This window comes from Arthrobacter sp. Soil_C_60 (assembly GCF_057656375.1).
The window spans coordinates 152,510-168,039 of sequence record NZ_JBDGKM010000003.1; the positions used below are offsets into that span (position 1 = coordinate 152,510).

17 protein-coding genes and 3 tRNA genes are annotated in these 15,530 nt (G+C 65.1%); 15 read left to right on the forward strand and 5 right to left on the reverse strand.

Annotated elements, in window-relative coordinates; translation table 11 throughout:
- Positions 1 to 81: 81 nt before the first annotated feature.
- Positions 82 to 1,542 carry an NCS2 family permease gene (locus AC3A4M_RS07520; RefSeq protein WP_498734988.1) on the reverse strand — a complete coding sequence of 487 codons (1,461 nt, stop codon included), beginning with the start codon at positions 1,540 to 1,542 and terminating at the stop codon, positions 82 to 84.
- A 73-nt stretch (positions 1,543 to 1,615) separates the two neighbouring features.
- Between AC3A4M_RS07520 and AC3A4M_RS07525 the strand changes: the two genes are divergently transcribed.
- Positions 1,616 to 2,221, forward strand: coding sequence for a copper resistance CopC family protein (locus tag AC3A4M_RS07525; RefSeq protein ID WP_498734990.1), 606 nt, complete (start codon positions 1,616 to 1,618; stop codon positions 2,219 to 2,221).
- A 1-nt stretch (position 2,222) separates the two neighbouring features.
- Here the strand turns inward: AC3A4M_RS07525 and AC3A4M_RS07530 are convergent, their stop codons facing one another.
- A complete protein-coding gene (locus AC3A4M_RS07530; RefSeq protein ID WP_498732770.1) occupies positions 2,223 to 2,771 on the reverse strand; it encodes an FAD-dependent monooxygenase in 549 nt (182 codons plus the stop codon).
- Between the two features lie 199 nt (positions 2,772 to 2,970).
- Between AC3A4M_RS07530 and AC3A4M_RS07535 the strand changes: the two genes are divergently transcribed.
- Positions 2,971 to 3,984 carry a universal stress protein gene (locus tag AC3A4M_RS07535; RefSeq protein ID WP_498732769.1) on the forward strand — a complete coding sequence of 338 codons (1,014 nt, stop codon included), beginning with the start codon at positions 2,971 to 2,973 and terminating at the stop codon, positions 3,982 to 3,984.
- Positions 3,985 to 4,011: 27 nt separating this feature from the next.
- On the opposite strand, the gene AC3A4M_RS07540 is transcribed toward AC3A4M_RS07535, so the two are convergent.
- The 3 genes from AC3A4M_RS07540 to AC3A4M_RS07550 form a co-directional block, all read right to left on the reverse strand.
- Positions 4,012 to 5,613, reverse strand: a complete 1,602-nt coding sequence (locus tag AC3A4M_RS07540) for a C40 family peptidase (protein ID WP_498734991.1) — start codon at positions 5,611 to 5,613, stop codon at positions 4,012 to 4,014.
- A gap of 289 nt (positions 5,614 to 5,902) precedes the next feature.
- Entirely contained in the window at positions 5,903 to 6,835 is a 933-nt protein-coding gene (locus tag AC3A4M_RS07545) for a cation diffusion facilitator family transporter (protein ID WP_498734992.1), read from the reverse strand.
- A 2-nt stretch (positions 6,836 to 6,837) separates the two neighbouring features.
- Positions 6,838 to 7,203: a metallopeptidase family protein gene (locus AC3A4M_RS07550; protein ID WP_498638104.1), complete on the reverse strand. Its 366-nt coding sequence runs from the start codon at positions 7,201 to 7,203 to the stop codon at positions 6,838 to 6,840.
- 108 nt (positions 7,204 to 7,311) lie between these two features.
- On the opposite strand from AC3A4M_RS07550, the gene AC3A4M_RS07555 reads away from it, so the two are divergent.
- The 13 genes from AC3A4M_RS07555 to AC3A4M_RS07615 all read left to right on the forward strand — a co-directional run bounded on the left by AC3A4M_RS07555 (position 7,312) and on the right by AC3A4M_RS07615 (position 15,453).
- Positions 7,312 to 7,384: transfer RNA gene (locus AC3A4M_RS07555), tRNA-Glu, on the forward strand.
- An 83-nt stretch (positions 7,385 to 7,467) separates the two neighbouring features.
- Positions 7,468 to 7,541 (forward strand) — tRNA-Asp (locus tag AC3A4M_RS07560).
- Positions 7,542 to 7,598: 57 nt separating this feature from the next.
- A tRNA-Phe gene (locus tag AC3A4M_RS07565) sits at positions 7,599 to 7,674 on the forward strand.
- 137 nt (positions 7,675 to 7,811) lie between these two features.
- Entirely contained in the window at positions 7,812 to 8,432 is a 621-nt protein-coding gene (locus AC3A4M_RS07570; protein WP_498734993.1) for a hypothetical protein, read from the forward strand.
- A 70-nt stretch (positions 8,433 to 8,502) separates the two neighbouring features.
- Complete coding sequence (locus AC3A4M_RS07575) at positions 8,503 to 8,994, forward strand: Asp23/Gls24 family envelope stress response protein (protein WP_498735567.1); 492 nt, start codon at positions 8,503 to 8,505, stop codon at positions 8,992 to 8,994.
- A 32-nt stretch (positions 8,995 to 9,026) separates the two neighbouring features.
- Positions 9,027 to 9,218: a DUF2273 domain-containing protein gene (locus AC3A4M_RS07580; RefSeq protein WP_074700154.1), complete on the forward strand. Its 192-nt coding sequence runs from the start codon at positions 9,027 to 9,029 to the stop codon at positions 9,216 to 9,218.
- A complete protein-coding gene (locus AC3A4M_RS07585; RefSeq protein WP_498734994.1) occupies positions 9,215 to 9,607 on the forward strand; it encodes a hypothetical protein in 393 nt (130 codons plus the stop codon). The genes AC3A4M_RS07580 and AC3A4M_RS07585 overlap by 4 nt, the downstream gene beginning before the upstream one ends.
- Positions 9,604 to 10,236, forward strand: coding sequence for a hypothetical protein (locus tag AC3A4M_RS07590; RefSeq protein ID WP_498734996.1), 633 nt, complete (start codon positions 9,604 to 9,606; stop codon positions 10,234 to 10,236). Before AC3A4M_RS07585 ends, AC3A4M_RS07590 begins: the two co-directional genes overlap by 4 nt.
- Positions 10,233 to 10,844 (forward strand): hypothetical protein, encoded by a 612-nt coding sequence (locus AC3A4M_RS07595; RefSeq protein WP_498733591.1) that lies wholly within the window; start codon positions 10,233 to 10,235, stop codon positions 10,842 to 10,844. The genes AC3A4M_RS07590 and AC3A4M_RS07595 overlap by 4 nt, the downstream gene beginning before the upstream one ends.
- A gap of 213 nt (positions 10,845 to 11,057) precedes the next feature.
- On the forward strand, positions 11,058 to 12,416 hold the full coding sequence (locus AC3A4M_RS07600; protein ID WP_498733592.1) for an ABC transporter substrate-binding protein: 1,359 nt from the start codon (positions 11,058 to 11,060) through the stop codon (positions 12,414 to 12,416).
- 88 nt (positions 12,417 to 12,504) lie between these two features.
- Positions 12,505 to 13,470, forward strand: a complete 966-nt coding sequence (locus tag AC3A4M_RS07605) for a carbohydrate ABC transporter permease (RefSeq protein ID WP_498734997.1) — start codon at positions 12,505 to 12,507, stop codon at positions 13,468 to 13,470.
- A complete protein-coding gene (locus tag AC3A4M_RS07610; protein WP_498734998.1) occupies positions 13,467 to 14,432 on the forward strand; it encodes a carbohydrate ABC transporter permease in 966 nt (321 codons plus the stop codon). The genes AC3A4M_RS07605 and AC3A4M_RS07610 overlap by 4 nt, the downstream gene beginning before the upstream one ends.
- 7 nt (positions 14,433 to 14,439) lie before the next feature.
- Complete coding sequence (locus tag AC3A4M_RS07615; RefSeq protein WP_498734999.1) at positions 14,440 to 15,453, forward strand: LacI family DNA-binding transcriptional regulator; 1,014 nt, start codon at positions 14,440 to 14,442, stop codon at positions 15,451 to 15,453.
- The last annotated feature ends 77 nt before the right edge of the window (positions 15,454 to 15,530 follow it).

Here is a 15,530-nt window from a genome sequence, read left to right on the forward strand (position 1 = left end):
CTGATCCGGTGCCGGATGCCGGGAGCTGAAGCCTAATCCCCCCAAGTTAGGCCCAGCACCCGGCATCTCGGTTTTAATCCGTCAGGCCATGTCCAGGAGCTGCTCGATCGGCCCGATCCCGAAAAAGATCATAAACGCCGCGGCAACCGCCCACATGAGCGGATGCACGTCCTTGGTGCGGCCCTGCACGGCGCGGATGATGACGTAGGCGATGAAACCGGCGCCCAGGCCGTTGGCAATCGAGTAGGTGAACGGCATCAGGGTGAAGGTCAGGAAGGATGGAAGGGCTACGCCCCAGTCCGACCAGTCGATCCGGCCAACCTGCGACACCATCATGAAACCAACGACGACGAGTGCCGGGGCCACCGCCTCGAACGGAACCAGGTAGATCAGCGGCGTGAAGAACATCGCGACGACGAAGAGCAGGCCGGTGACGATGCTTGCCAGTCCGGTCCGGGCGCCTTCCCCGATCCCGGCGCCGGATTCAACGTAGATCTGGTTGGAGGAGACCGAGGCTCCACCGCCGGCGATGGCGCCGGCCGCATCGACCAGCAGCACCCGGTCCACGTGCGGGATGTTGCCTTCCTTGTCGGTCAGGCCGGCCTCATTGGCCAGGCCCACCATAGTGCCCATCGCGTCGAAGAAGATACTGAGCAGGATGGCGAAGGCCAGGAGGCTGGCGGCCGTGACGCCGAGTTCGCTGAACGCGCCGAAGACGTTAACCTGGCCGATGAGGCTCAGGTCCGGGGCGCTCCAGTCCGGCAGGCTCGGCGTGACCAGCGACCAGCCGGTGGGTACCCCGGCGCCCTGGGAACCGGGGTGGGCTACGGCCTCCACGATTAGGGCGAAGACGGTGGCGGCCACGATGCCGATCAGGATGGCGCCTCTGACCTTGCGCACCACCAGGGCCATGGTCAGGACCAGGCCGAAAATAAAGACCAGGGTGGGCCAACCCATGAGCTTGCCGTCGAAGCCCAGCCCCACCGGTACGGTCGTGCCGGCAACGTCGGGGACGCGGCGGACGAAGCCGGCGTTGACCAGGCCGATCAGCGCAATGAACATGCCGATGCCCACCACGATGGCTGTTTTCAGGCTCGCGGGAACAGCCCTGAAGACGGCCGTTCTGAAGCCGGTCAGCACCAGGATCAGCATGGTGACACCGGAGAGCACCACCAGGCCCATGACATCGGGCCACGTGAGGCCGGGATTGCTGGCCACGGTGACGGCAATGAACGCGTTGACACCCAGACCGGTCGCGAGGGCGAACGGATACTTCGCCCAGGCTCCCATGACGATGGTCAGCACGCCGGCCACCAACGCGGTGACGGCAGCCACGCGGGCACCACCGAGTTCATCGCCGTTCGAGTCTGCGCCGCTGAGAATCAGCGGATTGAGTACCACAATGTAGCTCATGGCAAAAAAGGTAGCTAGACCACCGCGGATTTCACGCGAGTAGTTGGAGCCTCTTTTGGTGATCTCAAAATAGGTGTCCACCTTGGCCAGGAAGCCCTGTTTGGTCTGTACATTTCCCTGTCGGGGCATGGAGAGGTCCTCCGCAGAAGTGTTGGGATGGCGCGTTTCCCATGAATCCTAACCCTCGACGTAGGCTGGAGGAGTGAAAAAGCTTCTCCTGAGTGCCTCCGCAGCCGTTAGGTTAGTCACGGCTGTGCTGGTGGCCGCCGCCTTCGTACTGTTTCCCGCCGCCGGGGCACAAGCCCATGATGAACTTCTCTCGCACACCCCGGAAGACGGTGCGACGGTGGAGACCATGCCCGAGGAGCTGACACTGACCTTCAGCAACGTCCCCGTGGCGCTGGGTTCCGTAGTGCAGATCCAGGATTCGTCGGGCACCAACTGGGCCGACGGCGAGGTGCAGATCACGGATACCGAAGTCAGCCAGCCGATCAAGGCCGATGCGCCTGCGGGCGAATACTCGGTGGTGTGGCGGGTGGTGTCATCCGACGCCCATCCGATTGAAGGGAACTTCACCTTTATGGTGGAATCCGGCGCCGAGGGCACAGAAGGTGCCAGTGCTGGCGCCGGCGCGGGCACGCCCGAGCCGATCGAGACGCAGGAAAATCCGGCCGACGAGCCGGCGGGCCTCACGGTAGCCGGCCAGACCGTTCCGTGGAGCGTCCTCGGCATGGTCGCCGTGCTTGTGGTGCTTGGCGTCGTCATCGGCGTGACGGCTAAGCGCCGTCTCGGCAAGGGCGGCGAGTAGCTCAGGCGGTAAGCATGCGGCCGCCGGCAATGGCATCGCCGACCAGCTTGGCCTGCCGGACAATCTCCCGGGTGCTGGGCGTGAGCAGATCGGCCACGCCCACCAGGTAGAGGCCCAGGGACTTCAACGATGTCCGGAGGTCCTTGCCGAGGCTGAGACCGAGGCCGCGCAGGAACCGGCGGACCTGGTTCTGCGGGCAGTCCGTAAGCACCACCGACTCCGCCTGCAGGATGCCCTGCTCCGTGTGGATGACCCACTTCTGCTGCGGGTCCCGGCTCAGTTTGCTGGCCATCGTGCTGGAACGGACGTCCAGGCAGTGACTGGTGGCATAGCCGCGGAGCAGCCGCAGCAGTTCCGAGCGTTCCGTCAGCGAGACCGAGTCCGTCATGACACTCCTGCGCTTGCCGGCCGAGCCCATGCCCTCCAGCACAATGGAGGCGACACCGTGCCTGCTCAGTTCACTGGCCACGGCGAGGCCGGGCAGGCCGGCACCAATGACGACGGTGGTGGTGGACTCGATCGGTACGTCTGCGGGGCACACAGCACTCACCGTACAGCCTCCTCGAACGGGTAGGAGAGTGCCACGGCGGCGGGATCCGCATCGGGCACAGGTCACAGGCCGAGGGAGAGCTCGACAGCGATTTCTCGAAGCCTATCCAAATTTGCCCTCCCTGAGAAGAGGCTTCTCTGGGAGTAAGCTGGCAGTAGATGGCAACGGAGCAGTTGCCCATTCGAGGGAGGCGGGAGCAATGACAAACGCAACACCCGGTAATGCCAACCACGGCGGAACGCCCCGCGGAATCGTGGTTGGTGTGGACGGTTCGGACCAGAGCCATTGTGCACTGGTATGGGCAGCCCAGGAGGCACAAAAACGCCGGACCCCGCTGCATGTCATCACCGCCTATACCGTTCCCGTCTTCGCCGCTTCGAGCATGGATGCCGGCTACGCCACCTTGGACGATGCGGTGATCCGCGAGGGGGCAGAAGCCGTGCTCCAGCAGGCCGTGGAGAAGCTGGACGGCTACGGCGTCGAGGTCCATGCCACGGTGGAAACCGGGGACGCCGCCGGGGTGCTTCTGGAATTGTCCGAAGAGGCGGAGCTGGTAGTTGTCGGTACGCGTGGACGCGGTGGCTTCATGGGCCGGCTGCTGGGCTCGGTCAGCAGTGCCGTCCCGGCTCACGCCCATTGCCCCTCGGTGACCATTCCGCTGGCCTGCGCTCCGCGGCTCGAAGGGGTGGACTTCGAACTGCCCAAGACCAAGGACGCCCCGGTCAAGCCCGACGACGTGGAAAAGGTTGTCCTGGTCGGCGTCGACGGCTCGGAGCAGGCACGCATGGCCACGCTCGTCGCAGCCGAGCAGGCCGCCCGCTGGGGCCGGCCGCTGCGTGTCATCTGCGCACTGCCGCCCTTCACAGGTTCGCTGGCCTGGGTACCCGCGCCGCTGGACCGGGAAGCGCTGTACGCGGACCTCAGGTCACAGCTGGACGCCGGCGTCGCCTGGCTGCGCAGCCACTTCCCCGGCCTGCAGATCAGCGGCGAGGTCCAGGACGGCTCTCCAGTGGAGCTGCTCATCGAAGCCACGCGCACGGCAGAACTGCTGGTCATGGGTACGCGCGGACGCGGCGGATTCGCCGGCATGCTGCTCGGTTCCACCAGCCAGGGAGTCCTGCATCATGCCAAGGGCCCCGTCATGGTGGTCCCGGACGCCCATGATCCGCGGCTCGACGACCGCAAGAAATTCGGCCCGATGCCGGAGGAGTGATCCTGCCCTGCCCATAGCCTCCCGGCTTTAGGTCCAGCGCGCTCCATACCCATGCAGTTTGCCGTACATGTAGCCGATGGGTGTGACGCGCAGGCCGTCGTTCGGGTTCATGGCGTGGACCACCTGGCCGCCGCCGATGTAGAGCGCCACATGCCAGAAGTTTCCTTCGGTGCCCCAGAACACCAGGTCTCCGGGCTGCAGATTGCCCAGCGAAACCTTGTGTGGTGCCTGATCGTACTGTGCCGTGGCCGTGCGCGGAATCCATTTGCCCGCCGTGCCGAAGGCCTGCTGTGTCAGGCCGGAGCAGTCGAAACCCCACGGCCCGTTTCCGGCCCATTCGTAAAAGGACTTCTTGTTTGACGCCTTGGCGGTCGCGTAGTTGATCGCGGTCTGCGCCATCGAGTAATTCGGTGCGGGCGCGGGAGCCGGCTCCTGCTTCGGTGGAGCGGGTTTGGGCGAAGGCTTGGGCGCCGGGGCGGGCGCCGGCGGCGGCGGTGCGGGGGCTGGCTCCGGGGCGCGTTCGGGCTCGGGTGCAGGTTGCGGTGCGCGGTCCGGTGCGGGTGCCGGAGCGGCAGCAGGTGGGGCCGGGGGAGCCACCGGTGCGGAAGGCGCCGACGGGGCGCTGGGGGCGGCCGGAGCTGGAGGATCCGGAGCCGGGGTGATGCCGTCCGCGGCCGGAAGGACCATTGCAGGTGTCTGCGCCGGGCCTCCGGCATTGCCGGAAGCCGGTAAGTTGCCGGCTGCTGCTGGCTGCGCGGCTGCCTGGCGTTCCGATTCGGCCACCAGAGCCTCGAACTGGCGCTGTTGCTCGGCTTCTTCTAGTGCGGCGATCCGCTGGTTCTCCTCGGCCACGCTGGTGCCGCGGAGTTCGGCCAGATGGTCTAGCAGGACCTGGCGTTGTTCCTCCTGCTTGCTGACGAGCTGTTCGTGGGCCGCGCTGGCGGCTTTGGCGTTGGACTCCGCGGCCTTGGCCGCGGCCGCCGCGTCCTGGGCGGCTCCTTCGGCTTCCGAAACGTGGAGTTCCCAGGCCGCCCACAGCTGGGCTGCCTGCTGGGCAGAGGTCAGGGTTTGGAACCGGTTGTCGGACAGCGCGTTCAGGGTGGAGGCCTTGTAGAGCACTTCGTCCGCATCGGCGCTCGCCAGCAGGGAGCTCAAACCAGGGTTGACGCCGCCATTGCGGTACAGGTCTCCCGCCAGCTGGCCCACCTGGTCCTGCACGGCTTCGAAGTATTCACCGGCCTGCTTCGCCTTGCCGCGAGCGTCCTCCAGTTCGGCCGTGCGGTCCTGCTGGATGAGCAGGGCGGTGCTGTAGTTGTTCTGCGACTGCATCGTCTCGTAGCGGGCGCTTTCCAGCTCCCCGCTGGCCGCGCGCAGCTGCTCTTCGATCCGTTCGACGAGCGCCTTCGTCGCCTCGGCGTCCCCCTTGGCCGACTGAATGTCTTTGTCGGACAGAGCTGGACTGGCGGGAATCTGCACTGCGGACACCGAGACCTGCGGCAGCTCCCCGGCGGGTGCCGCGACGGCCGGAGACAGGCCGGCTGTGGCGAGCAAAGCGACAGTGGCAGCCGCCAGCGAAATGGTGCGCACCGGCGTCGTACGTTTTGAACAGGCAGAGCGCCCTTGTGACATCCCCATATGTTGCGGTCCCCTAGCTGCAAGTGCGCAGTGAATGCATACGTTCAGGAACGGCCGATCATGGGATCGAGGCGGTCTCGGGCCGATAAAGAAGGCCGAACGGGAGACCGGGCTGCATTCACAACTCCTTGAGAATATGCATCCTTAGTCACTTTGGCAACATTAGTCCCAGTAGAAACAGTAGTAACAACAGTGTAGTTCTACCTCATTTACGCGGGCGTGTCGCAGAAACGGGTGTGACTTTGCCGGGGGAGATTCGCAGTGGATGGGGCCGGCAGGGACGTCAGTCGTGGTGGCGGGTTTCGTGATCGGCGTGGGAAACCGGCTCGATCTGGAAAGTGCAGTGTTCGGTATCGAAATGGCTGCCCAGGCACCCGGAAAGCCGGTCCAGCACGCGGTCGATCCCCTCGGCGTGAAGGGTTTCGTCGGCCACCACCACGTGTGCCGAGAACACCGGGACGCCGGATGTAATGGTCCAGATGTGGATGTCGTGGACGTCCACCACGCCGTCGGCGCTCATGATGTGCTCGCGGATGCTGGCCACGTCCACGTTCTTGGGCGTCGCCTCGAGCAGCACATTGACGACGTCGCGCAGCAGGCTCCAGGCCCGCGGCAGGATCATCACCGCAATCAGGATGGACGCGAATGTGTCGGCCTGGACGAAGCCGGTCAGGGCGATAACGACGGCGGCGACAATCACCGCGACCGAGCCCAGCAGATCCCCGAGCACCTCCAGGTAGGCGCCACGGACGTTGAGGCTTTCCTTGTGTCCGCCCTGGAGGATCAGCAGGCAGACGAGATTTGCGACGGCGCCGAGCACGGCAGTCAGGAGCATCGCGCCGGTATGGATCTCCGGCGTCTGCCCGAACCTGCGCAGGGCCTCCAGGAAAATGATGACCGCAATGACGATCAGCACCACGGCATTGGCCAGTGCCGCCAGGACCTCGGCACGCTGGTAGCCGTAAGTGCGTTTGTCCGAGGGCGGACGAGTGGCAATCCACGCGGCCATCAGGGCTATCGAGACGCCTGCCGCGTCGGAAAGCATGTGGCCGGCGTCGGCCAGCAGTGCCAGGGAGCCGGAGATGAAGGCGCCGATAACCTGGATGACCACCACGGCAAGGGTGATGGCGACCACCCAGATGAGCTTCTTGCGGTGCTTGGCGGTCGCGGTGCCGGAAGCGGGTAGACCGTGACTGTGTCCGTGGCCGTGACCCATGGTCAGCCCCACCCCAATTCGTGCAGCCGCTCGTCCGCGATGCCGAAGTGGTGTGCCACCTCGTGGATCACGGTGACCAGGACCTCGTGGATGACTTCGTCGCGGCTCTCGCACATCCGCAGGATCGGTCCGCGGAACACCGTGATCCGGTCCGGAAGCGAGCCGGCGTCCCACCATTGGTCCCGCTCCGTCAGGGGTGTGCCTTCGTAGAGGCCGAGCAGTTCCGTTTCGGGGTCCTCCCACGGCTGCGGGGTGTATTCCTCCTCGACAAAGATGCCCACGTTGCTCATCTCGCGGGCGATCTTGTCCGGAATCTGATCGATCGCGTCGTTGACCGCGTCCTCGAAATCCGGCAGGGACATTTCCATCGGCACGTATCGACTCTACCCGTGCCGAAAACCCGTTTTGGAAAATCCGGATCTAGGCTCTATAGTTTTATGAGTCCACAGCGGGTGACAATCCGATGTGGTCCTAAGGCCCCCATCGTCTAGCGGCCTAGGACACCGCCCTTTCACGGCGGCGGCACGGGTTCGAATCCCGTTGGGGGTACTCAGTAAGCTGATTTCCAGTCAGCCGGACGTGGTCAAAGCCGCTCCAAAAGACTGGTAAGATGAATGCTGGCAAAAAAGCAAGGCCCTGTAGCGCAGTTGGTTAGCGCGCCGCCCTGTCACGGCGGAGGTCGCGGGTTCGAGTCCCGTCAGGGTCGCTCTGGTTTTCTAGAGTGATTTAGAAAGTCAACGGTGATCATCGTCAGATGTTCCCAGGCTCTGTAGCTCAGTTGGTAGAGCGTTCGACTGAAAATCGAAAGGTCACCGGATCGACGCCGGTCGGAGCCACCACTTAGATCCCCGCCTTCTCGGAAGCGCGGGGTTCTTTCATTTAACGCCGTTCCGGCCCCGAATTATCGGGGGATATCCGCCCAGCGCGGCTGAAACGTTCCCATGGTCTTCACAGAGTGGCCCGGTACCCTGTTTGCGTGGGTACGGCGCTATTTTCATTTGGGAGGACAGGACTGTTCCTGGCGAAGGCCGCGGTCATCTTCACGGCCGCCGTAGTGGGACTGACTGCCTGCACCGCCTTCCCGCAGTCTCCGTCCGAGACCTCGGCCAGACTAACGTCGCCTGGGGTGGGCGAACCGGACCCATCGCTTGAAACGGAAGCCGGACAGCCGCCGTCGTCCGCTTCCGGCTCTGGAACATTCGGCGACGGGGAAGCCGGGCTGCCCGGCGAGATGCCTCTGGAGAGCACGGACGGTTCCAGCAGCAGTTCTGATCATTCCGCGCCGTCCGAGGACACCGGCAAATGGGGAAGTTACGGCACCAGGACCGAAGCGTGCACGGCGGTGGCGGCCAAGGTCGCCGTCCTGATGCTGGCGCCGCTGAGCTTCATTGCGGGCGTGGACGAGGCGCGGTTAGACGAACTGCAGGCCGAGGTCGAGGACCTGCGGGACAAGGCGCCGGCCGAGCTGCACGACGAGCTGGACGAGGTCGAAGCGGAGCTGGCAAAGCACGAGGACCTGACCGATTTCGACGACGAATCTTTCCGGGAAGCGGTAGAGCCCATCCAGGAGTGGCTGAAGTCCAACTGCACCTTTTAATCGGGCGCTCCCGCCGTCGGCCATACGCGTTAGGCTTGCTTCAAGAGAAAGCTCGGCGATGGGAGAACAGGTGGAGAACCAGAATCCGGCAGGTCAACCGCCGGCGTACCAGCCCGCCATTCCCGACCCTGCCCTCCAGGAGCCGGCCTTGCACAACGCAGGTCCGGAGGCACCCGGCCGCACAACCATCTCGGATACCGCGGTAGCCAAGGTCGCCGCGGTGGCGGCACGCAGCGTCACCGGTGTTTACGCATTGGGCTCGGGTACGGGGCGGGCGTTAAGCGCGCTGCGCGATGCCGTGGCCGGCAGCGATATCGGCCAAGGTGTCCGCGTGGAGGTGGGACAGACCCAGGTGGCCGTGGACATTAGCCTGGTGGCCCAGTACGGGGTGCCGCTGCAGCAGCTCGCCCAGAAGGTCCGTGCGGCGGTGTACAGCGCCGTGGAGCAGTTTGTAGGACTGGATGTCATCGAAGTCAATGTGGAAATCAATGACGTTCATGTGCCCGGCCTCAATGACGCGAAAACGACGGCGGAGAAATCCGCCAGGCAGCCGGCACCGTGAGGGCCGTCGGAGAACCTGGAGGCAGGCAAAAAATGAGCAACACCGTAGTCGGCATGGCCGTGGGCGCGGCCCTGGCTTGGGCGGCACTGGTATTCGAATTCTGGGGCTTCCTGCTGATGGCCGTGTTCCTGGCTGTCGGCGCCCTGATCGGCCGTGCCGCGGACGGCAAACTCGATCTGCGCGGTGTCCGCGACGCGCTGACCGGACGCCGCTCCTCTTCATGACTGCCGCTGAGGGCGCGGTTCCGGCGCGCGGAGCAGAGCGGCGGCTCGTCGGACACAACCGCGTCAGCACACAGGCCCTGACCAGCACCGCCCAGGGCGTTGCCGGGGAGGTCCTTGGTGTTTCCCCCACGCTCATCCGGGCAAGCTGGCGGGACGACCAGGGCTACCTGGCGCTCTCGCTTGCCCTGCCGATTGGCATTCCTTCGCTGACCAGGGTCCTGCAGGACCCGCAGCTGGTGGCCGGTTTCGGCGGCTCGATCTGGGAGCGGGTGCACGCCGCCAAAGGGGAAATCCTGGACCGGATCACGCGCATCAGCGGATCCACGCTGAGCAGGGTGGATATCCGGGTGACCGGAATTCGGCTTCAGGACGGAGGCCGCGTTCGATGAGCGAAACCGGCTACCAAAACCACTATGACGGCCAGGCCACTGCCTACGAGGCCGGGGACCGCTTCAACGACCGGCTGGCCCTGCGTGAAACCCGTAGTTCTCGTGCCCCGGCAGCGATCATCGCCGCGGTCCTGGTTTCGCTGGTCTGTCTCTACGTCCTGCTCGAAGCCGCGCTGAAAGCCATCGGCCAACCCGCCTGGCTGCTTGAACCCCGGGACTTCGCGGCCTGGCTGAACCAGCTGCCGGACAACGTACCCACGCTGATCCTGGGCACCAGCGGAGTGCTGATCCTCTTCGCCGGCCTGTTCTTCTTCCTGCAGGGTGTCCTGCCGGGCCATCTGCACCGCCACGTCCTTCCCAGCCGGCGCGGAATCGCCATCGTGGACGACGAAGTTCTGGCCTCATCGCTGGCGCGCCGTGCGCGTACCCGGGCGAATGTCACCGAGGAACAGGTGCTCGTGACGGTGTCGCGCTCGCTGGTGGAGGTCCAGCTGCGCCCCACTTCCGGCATTCCCGTGGAGGAATCCGCCATCCAGTCGGCGGTGGAGGACGAGTTGCACCGCTCCCACATCGACCCCATGCCCGAGGTCCGGGTCAGAGTTTCGGCGTCGGGAGTGGTGGGCCAATGAATGAGACTCCGCGGGTACTCAACCGCGTGCTGCTGACCCTGATCGGACTGCTGCTGATCGGCGCGGGCGCCACCACCGTGGCGCTGGCCGCGGTTCCGGCCTTGGCCGGCAGTTGGCATGCGCTGACGCGGAGGGCCGGGGCGGACATCGAAAACGTGCTGACCGCGACTACTTTGCCGGGCCAGCGGGACAGCTGGCTGTGGATTGTGCTGGCACTGCTGATGCTGGTCCTGATCGTGCTGATGATCGCCTGGGTGGCGCAGCAAGGCAAGGGCCGCGCGAGCACTCTGGCCGCGGATTACAACGACGACGGCGGCCCGGGCACCGTTGAGCTAGGCACCGCGGTTGCGGAGCAGGCGCTGAAGACTGCCCTGCTGGAGCGCGAGGAAATCCTGCACGCCTCCGTCGCCACCTACGAGTTCCGGGGCACGCCGGGCCTGCGTATCAGGGTGCTGCCGCGGAAGGGCGTGCCGCCGTACCTTGTGGCCGAGCAGGTCTCGGATCTAGTGGAAGCGCTGGACCTTGTGATCGGCCGGGAGACTCCTGTGGTCATCAGCATCGGCACCAGCGCACGCGCCCGGTTGGGGCGCACCGAACGCGTCCACTGATCCTCCGCTGGTAGTTCGTCCGGGTCCTGCCGAGGCGTACGTCGCCAGTTCGGGTGGGTTGGATCACAATTCGGCATCAAAGCCTACCGGTCGGTAAAACGTTCTTGTCTTGCGCAGCGTAAGCGTTTACGTTTCAGATACCCGATCCACACCTGGTGGCTTACTGCTGCTTTGTCCAGTTCACTCGCGGCCACCTGACAAAGGAGTCACATCATGGGATTTGTCCGCTCGAAAAAGGCAGTTCTGCCGTTGGCAACGCTCAGTGCGCTGGCCCTCACCCTTTCCGCCTGCGGCCCAGGCGGCGGCGCGGAAGAGGGAGGAGGGGGCTCGGAGGCAGCAGCGGACTGCAGTACCTACGAGACCTACGGAACGTTCGACGGTGCCGAGGTAAGCGTCTACTCAACCATCACCGACCTCGAAGGGGAGCGCCTCGAAAACTCCTGGGTGGACTTCGAAGAATGCACCGGGATCGACGTGGTGTACGAAGGCTCCAACGAGTTCGAGACCCAGATCGGGGTGCGCGCCCAGGCCGGAAATCCGCCGGACGTTGCCATCATTCCGCAGCCCGGCCTCCTTGCCGCCCATGCCCGGGCGGGCTATCTGAAGCCGGCTCCGGCGGAAGTCGAAGCACTCGTGGATGAAAACTGGTCCGAGGACTGGAAGGGCTACGGAACCGTGGACGGCACGTTCTACGCCGCTCCGATGCTGGCCAGCGTCAAGGGGTACGTCTGGTATGTACCGTCCACCTTCGAGGAGAAGGGTTGGGAAGTCCCGCAGACCTGGGACGAAATGATGACCCTGTCACAGGCCATTGCGGACGAGGGCACCATGAAGCCCTGGTGCGCCGGTTTCGAAGCCGGTGAGGCCACCGGCTGGCCGGGCACGGACTGGATCGAGGACGCCGTGCTGCGCCAGGCCGGCCCCGAGGTCTACGACCAGTGGATCAGCCACGAGATCCCGTTCAACGACCCGCAGATCGCCGATGCGTTCAACGCCGTGGGCGACATCGTCAAGAACCCGGACTACGTCAACGGCGGCTTCGGCGACGTCCGCTCCATCCTCTCCACCACGGTCGAAGAGGGCGGCCAGCCGGTGCTCGACGGCAGTTGCGCCATGCACCACCAGGCCACCTTCCAGGCAGCCAACTGGCCGGAGGGCACCACCGTGGCCGAGGACGGCGACGTCTGGGCCTTCATCACCCCGGGTGAGGAAGCCGGCGCAGGCGCAATCACCGGTGGCGGCGAATTCGTTGCTGCTTACGCGGACCGCGAAGAAGTTTCGGCGTTCCAGCAGTACATGGCCTCGGCGGAATTCGCCAACAACCGCGTGCAGCAGGGAGCGGCCATCAGCGCTAACAAGGGCCTGGATCCGTCGCTGGCACAGAACCCGCTGGACCGGCAGTCCATCGAGCTGCTGCAGGATGAAAACACGGTGTTCCGCTTCGACGCCTCGGACCTGATGCCCGGAGCGGTCGGAGCCAACTCCTTCTGGAGCGGCATCGTCGAGTGGATCAACGGCAAGTCCACCGAGGAAGTGCTGGATTCCATCGAGTCGAGCTGGCCCAGTGAGTAACTGAGTCCACGGGCCCGGCCGGCCCGCCTGAACAGCTGCGCCGGCCGGGCCTTATCCGCTTCATTCCCCGCATCAAGGAGGCTGCGCCATGGAGGGTCTTGGCGAGAAGTTTTTCCAGGTGGTGATTGCCCTTGCCATCTTCGCCGCGATCATCGGCCTGATCATGTTGCTGGTCGACAGGGCGCCAAAGTCGTTCCGGGACAAGGCCACGATCATCGGATTCCTTGCCCCGGCGACAATTCTGCTGGCTATCGGACTGGTCGGCCCGGCCGTACTGACGGCCTTCCTGGCCTTCACAGACCGCAATGGCGACCCCAACGGGCTGGACAACTTCGTCTGGATGTTCACGCAGCCCGAGGCCCTGGTCACGCTGCGCAATACGGTGCTCTGGGTCATCCTGGTGCCGCTGCTCTCGACCGGCATAGGGCTCGCTTATGCGGTCTTTATCGACAGGGCCCGGGGCGAAAAGGGCCTGAAGGCGCTGGTCTTCATGCCGATGGCCATCTCGATGGTCGGTGCGGGCGTGATCTGGCGGTTCATGTACGCCTACCGCGGCGCGGAGCAGGAACAGATCGGCCTGCTCAACCAGATCCTGGTGTGGTTCGGCAGCGAGCCCAAACAGTTCCTGCTGGACGCCCCGGAGAACACCTTCTTCCTGATCGCGGTGATGATCTGGATCCAGACCGGCTTTGCCATGGTCATCCTGTCCGCGGCGATCAAGGGCATCCCGAACGAGATTGTCGAGGCGGCACGGCTGGACGGTGCCAGCGCCTGGCAGCAGTTCCGCAATATCACCATCCCGTCCATCCGCGGCGCGCTGATCGTCGTGATCACCACCATTACGATCGGCACACTGAAAGTTTTCGATATTGTCCGGACCATGACCGCCGGCAACTTCGAAACCTCGGTCATCGCCAACGAGATGTACACCCAGGCGTTCCGCGCCAACGAGCCCGGCCGCGGTGCCGCGCTCGCGCTCGTGCTGTTCCTGATGGTCCTGCCGATCGTCGTCTACAACGCACGGCAGCTGAAGATGCAGAGGGAGATCCGATGAGCGCCATACCAGCAGATGCTTCCGCGGCGACGGCGGTGGCGACCGAAGATGCCATCGAGTCCCGCCGGCCGGAGCCCATGGCCCGACGGGTTCGGCAGCGGCTGACTTCCCGCGGCGCCACGGCGGCCGCCATCATCATCGCCACCATCTGGACCATCCCGACCTTCGGGCTGTTTATCTCCTCCTTCCGGCCCGAAGACAGCATCCAGAACAGCGGCTGGTGGAACTTCCTCGGCGACTTCCAGTTCACCCTGGAGAACTACGGCGACGTGCTGGCCTCGGGCAGAAGCTCTTCGCCCAACCTGGGCCAGTATTTCCTGAACTCGCTGGCCATCGTCATCCCGGGAACCATCTTCCCGCTGGTGCTCGCATCCATGGCGGCCTACATCTTCGCCTGGGGCAGGTTCAGGGGCAAAGATACGCTGTTCATTTTCGTCTTCGCCCTGCAGATCGTTCCGCTGCAGATGGCCCTCATTCCGCTGCTGTCCCTGTTCATCAACCTTAAAATCGGCGAATTCCAGCTGCTGCCCGCGGGTACCTACGCGCAGCTGTGGATAGCGCACACCATCTTCGCCCTGCCGCTGGCCATCTTCCTGCTGCACAACTTCATCTCCGAGATCCCGGGCGAGGTGATCGAGGCGGCACGCGTGGACGGCGCGGGCCACGCCACCATCTTCTGGCGGATCATTCTGCCGCTTTCGGTGCCGGCGATTGCCTCCTTCGGCATCTTCCAGTTCCTGTGGGTGTGGAACGATCTCCTGGTGGCGCTGGTCTTCTCCGGTGGCACCGCGGATGTCGCCCCGATTACGCAGCGGCTGGCCGAGCTGACGGGCACACGGGGCAACGAATGGCACCGGCTCACCGCGGGCGCTTTCGTCTCTATGATCATTCCGCTGGCGGTGTTCTTCGGCCTGCAGCGCTACTTTGTCCGCGGCCTGCTCGCAGGTGGCCTCAAGGGGTGAGGCTGCCATGACCGGGATCGACGACGTCGCCCGGGCACTGGGCGTATCGACGGCCACGGTCTCCCGTGCGCTGCGCGGATTGCCCGGGGTCTCGGCAGCCACGCGCGGCAAGGTGCTGGCGAAGGCGGAAGAGCTCGGCTATGTTGCCTCGTCGTCGGCCGCGCACCTGGCCTCCGGACGGACCATGGCCATGGGTGTCCTGCTTCCGCTGATTGACCGGTGGTATTTTTCCTCCGCACTGGAGGGCGTTGATCGGGCGCTGCGGGCCGCCGGCTATGACATGGTGGTCTTCAGCCTCGGCGGCACCGGCCTGAACCGGGACCGGGTTTTCCACCGCTCCATGCTGCGCAAACGGATCGATGCGCTGCTGGTCATGTGCATGGAGCTCACCCCCGAAGAACTGGCGGCGCTGCAGCAGCTGGACTATCCCAATGTCACCATCGGCGGATACGTGGACGGGCTGCGCAATGTCAGCATCGAGGACGGCGGGGCGGCCACGGATGCCATGGAGTACCTGATCGGCCTGGGCCACACCCGGATCGCCCATGTGCGCGGAGGCGGTGAGTACGGGATCGAGTTCGCTGTCCCGCAGCAGCGCGAGGAAGCCTACCGGGCTGCGCTGGAACGCCACGGGCTGGAGGCCAGACCCCAGTGGGTGATCACCGGAGAGTTCAGGTTCCTGGAGTCCAAGCTGGCAGCCGCCCGGCTCTTCGACCAGCCGGGGGAGCGCCCCACCGCCGTCTTCGCCTCCTCGGACGAGATGGCCTTCGGCGTGCTGGTGGCCGCACAGGAGCGCGGGATCCGCGTCCCCGAGGAACTGTCCGTGATCGGAATCGACGACCACGAATTCGCCGAGCCCATGGGACTGACAACGGTGCGCCAAAGCCCCGAGAACCAGGGCAGCTATGCGGCGGGACTCCTGCTGGGCGAACTGCAGGGGGCGCCAAGGCTGGCCACGCCGCCCTTCCAGCCGCATGAAATGATCATCCGCCGCTCCACGGCGCCGCCGCCGTCGTCGTAATCATTGTCCGGCGTGGGCAACGAGACGGCGACGCAAAGATGTCAAAGAAATTTTCGGCGCCGTGTCGATTCCCCCGT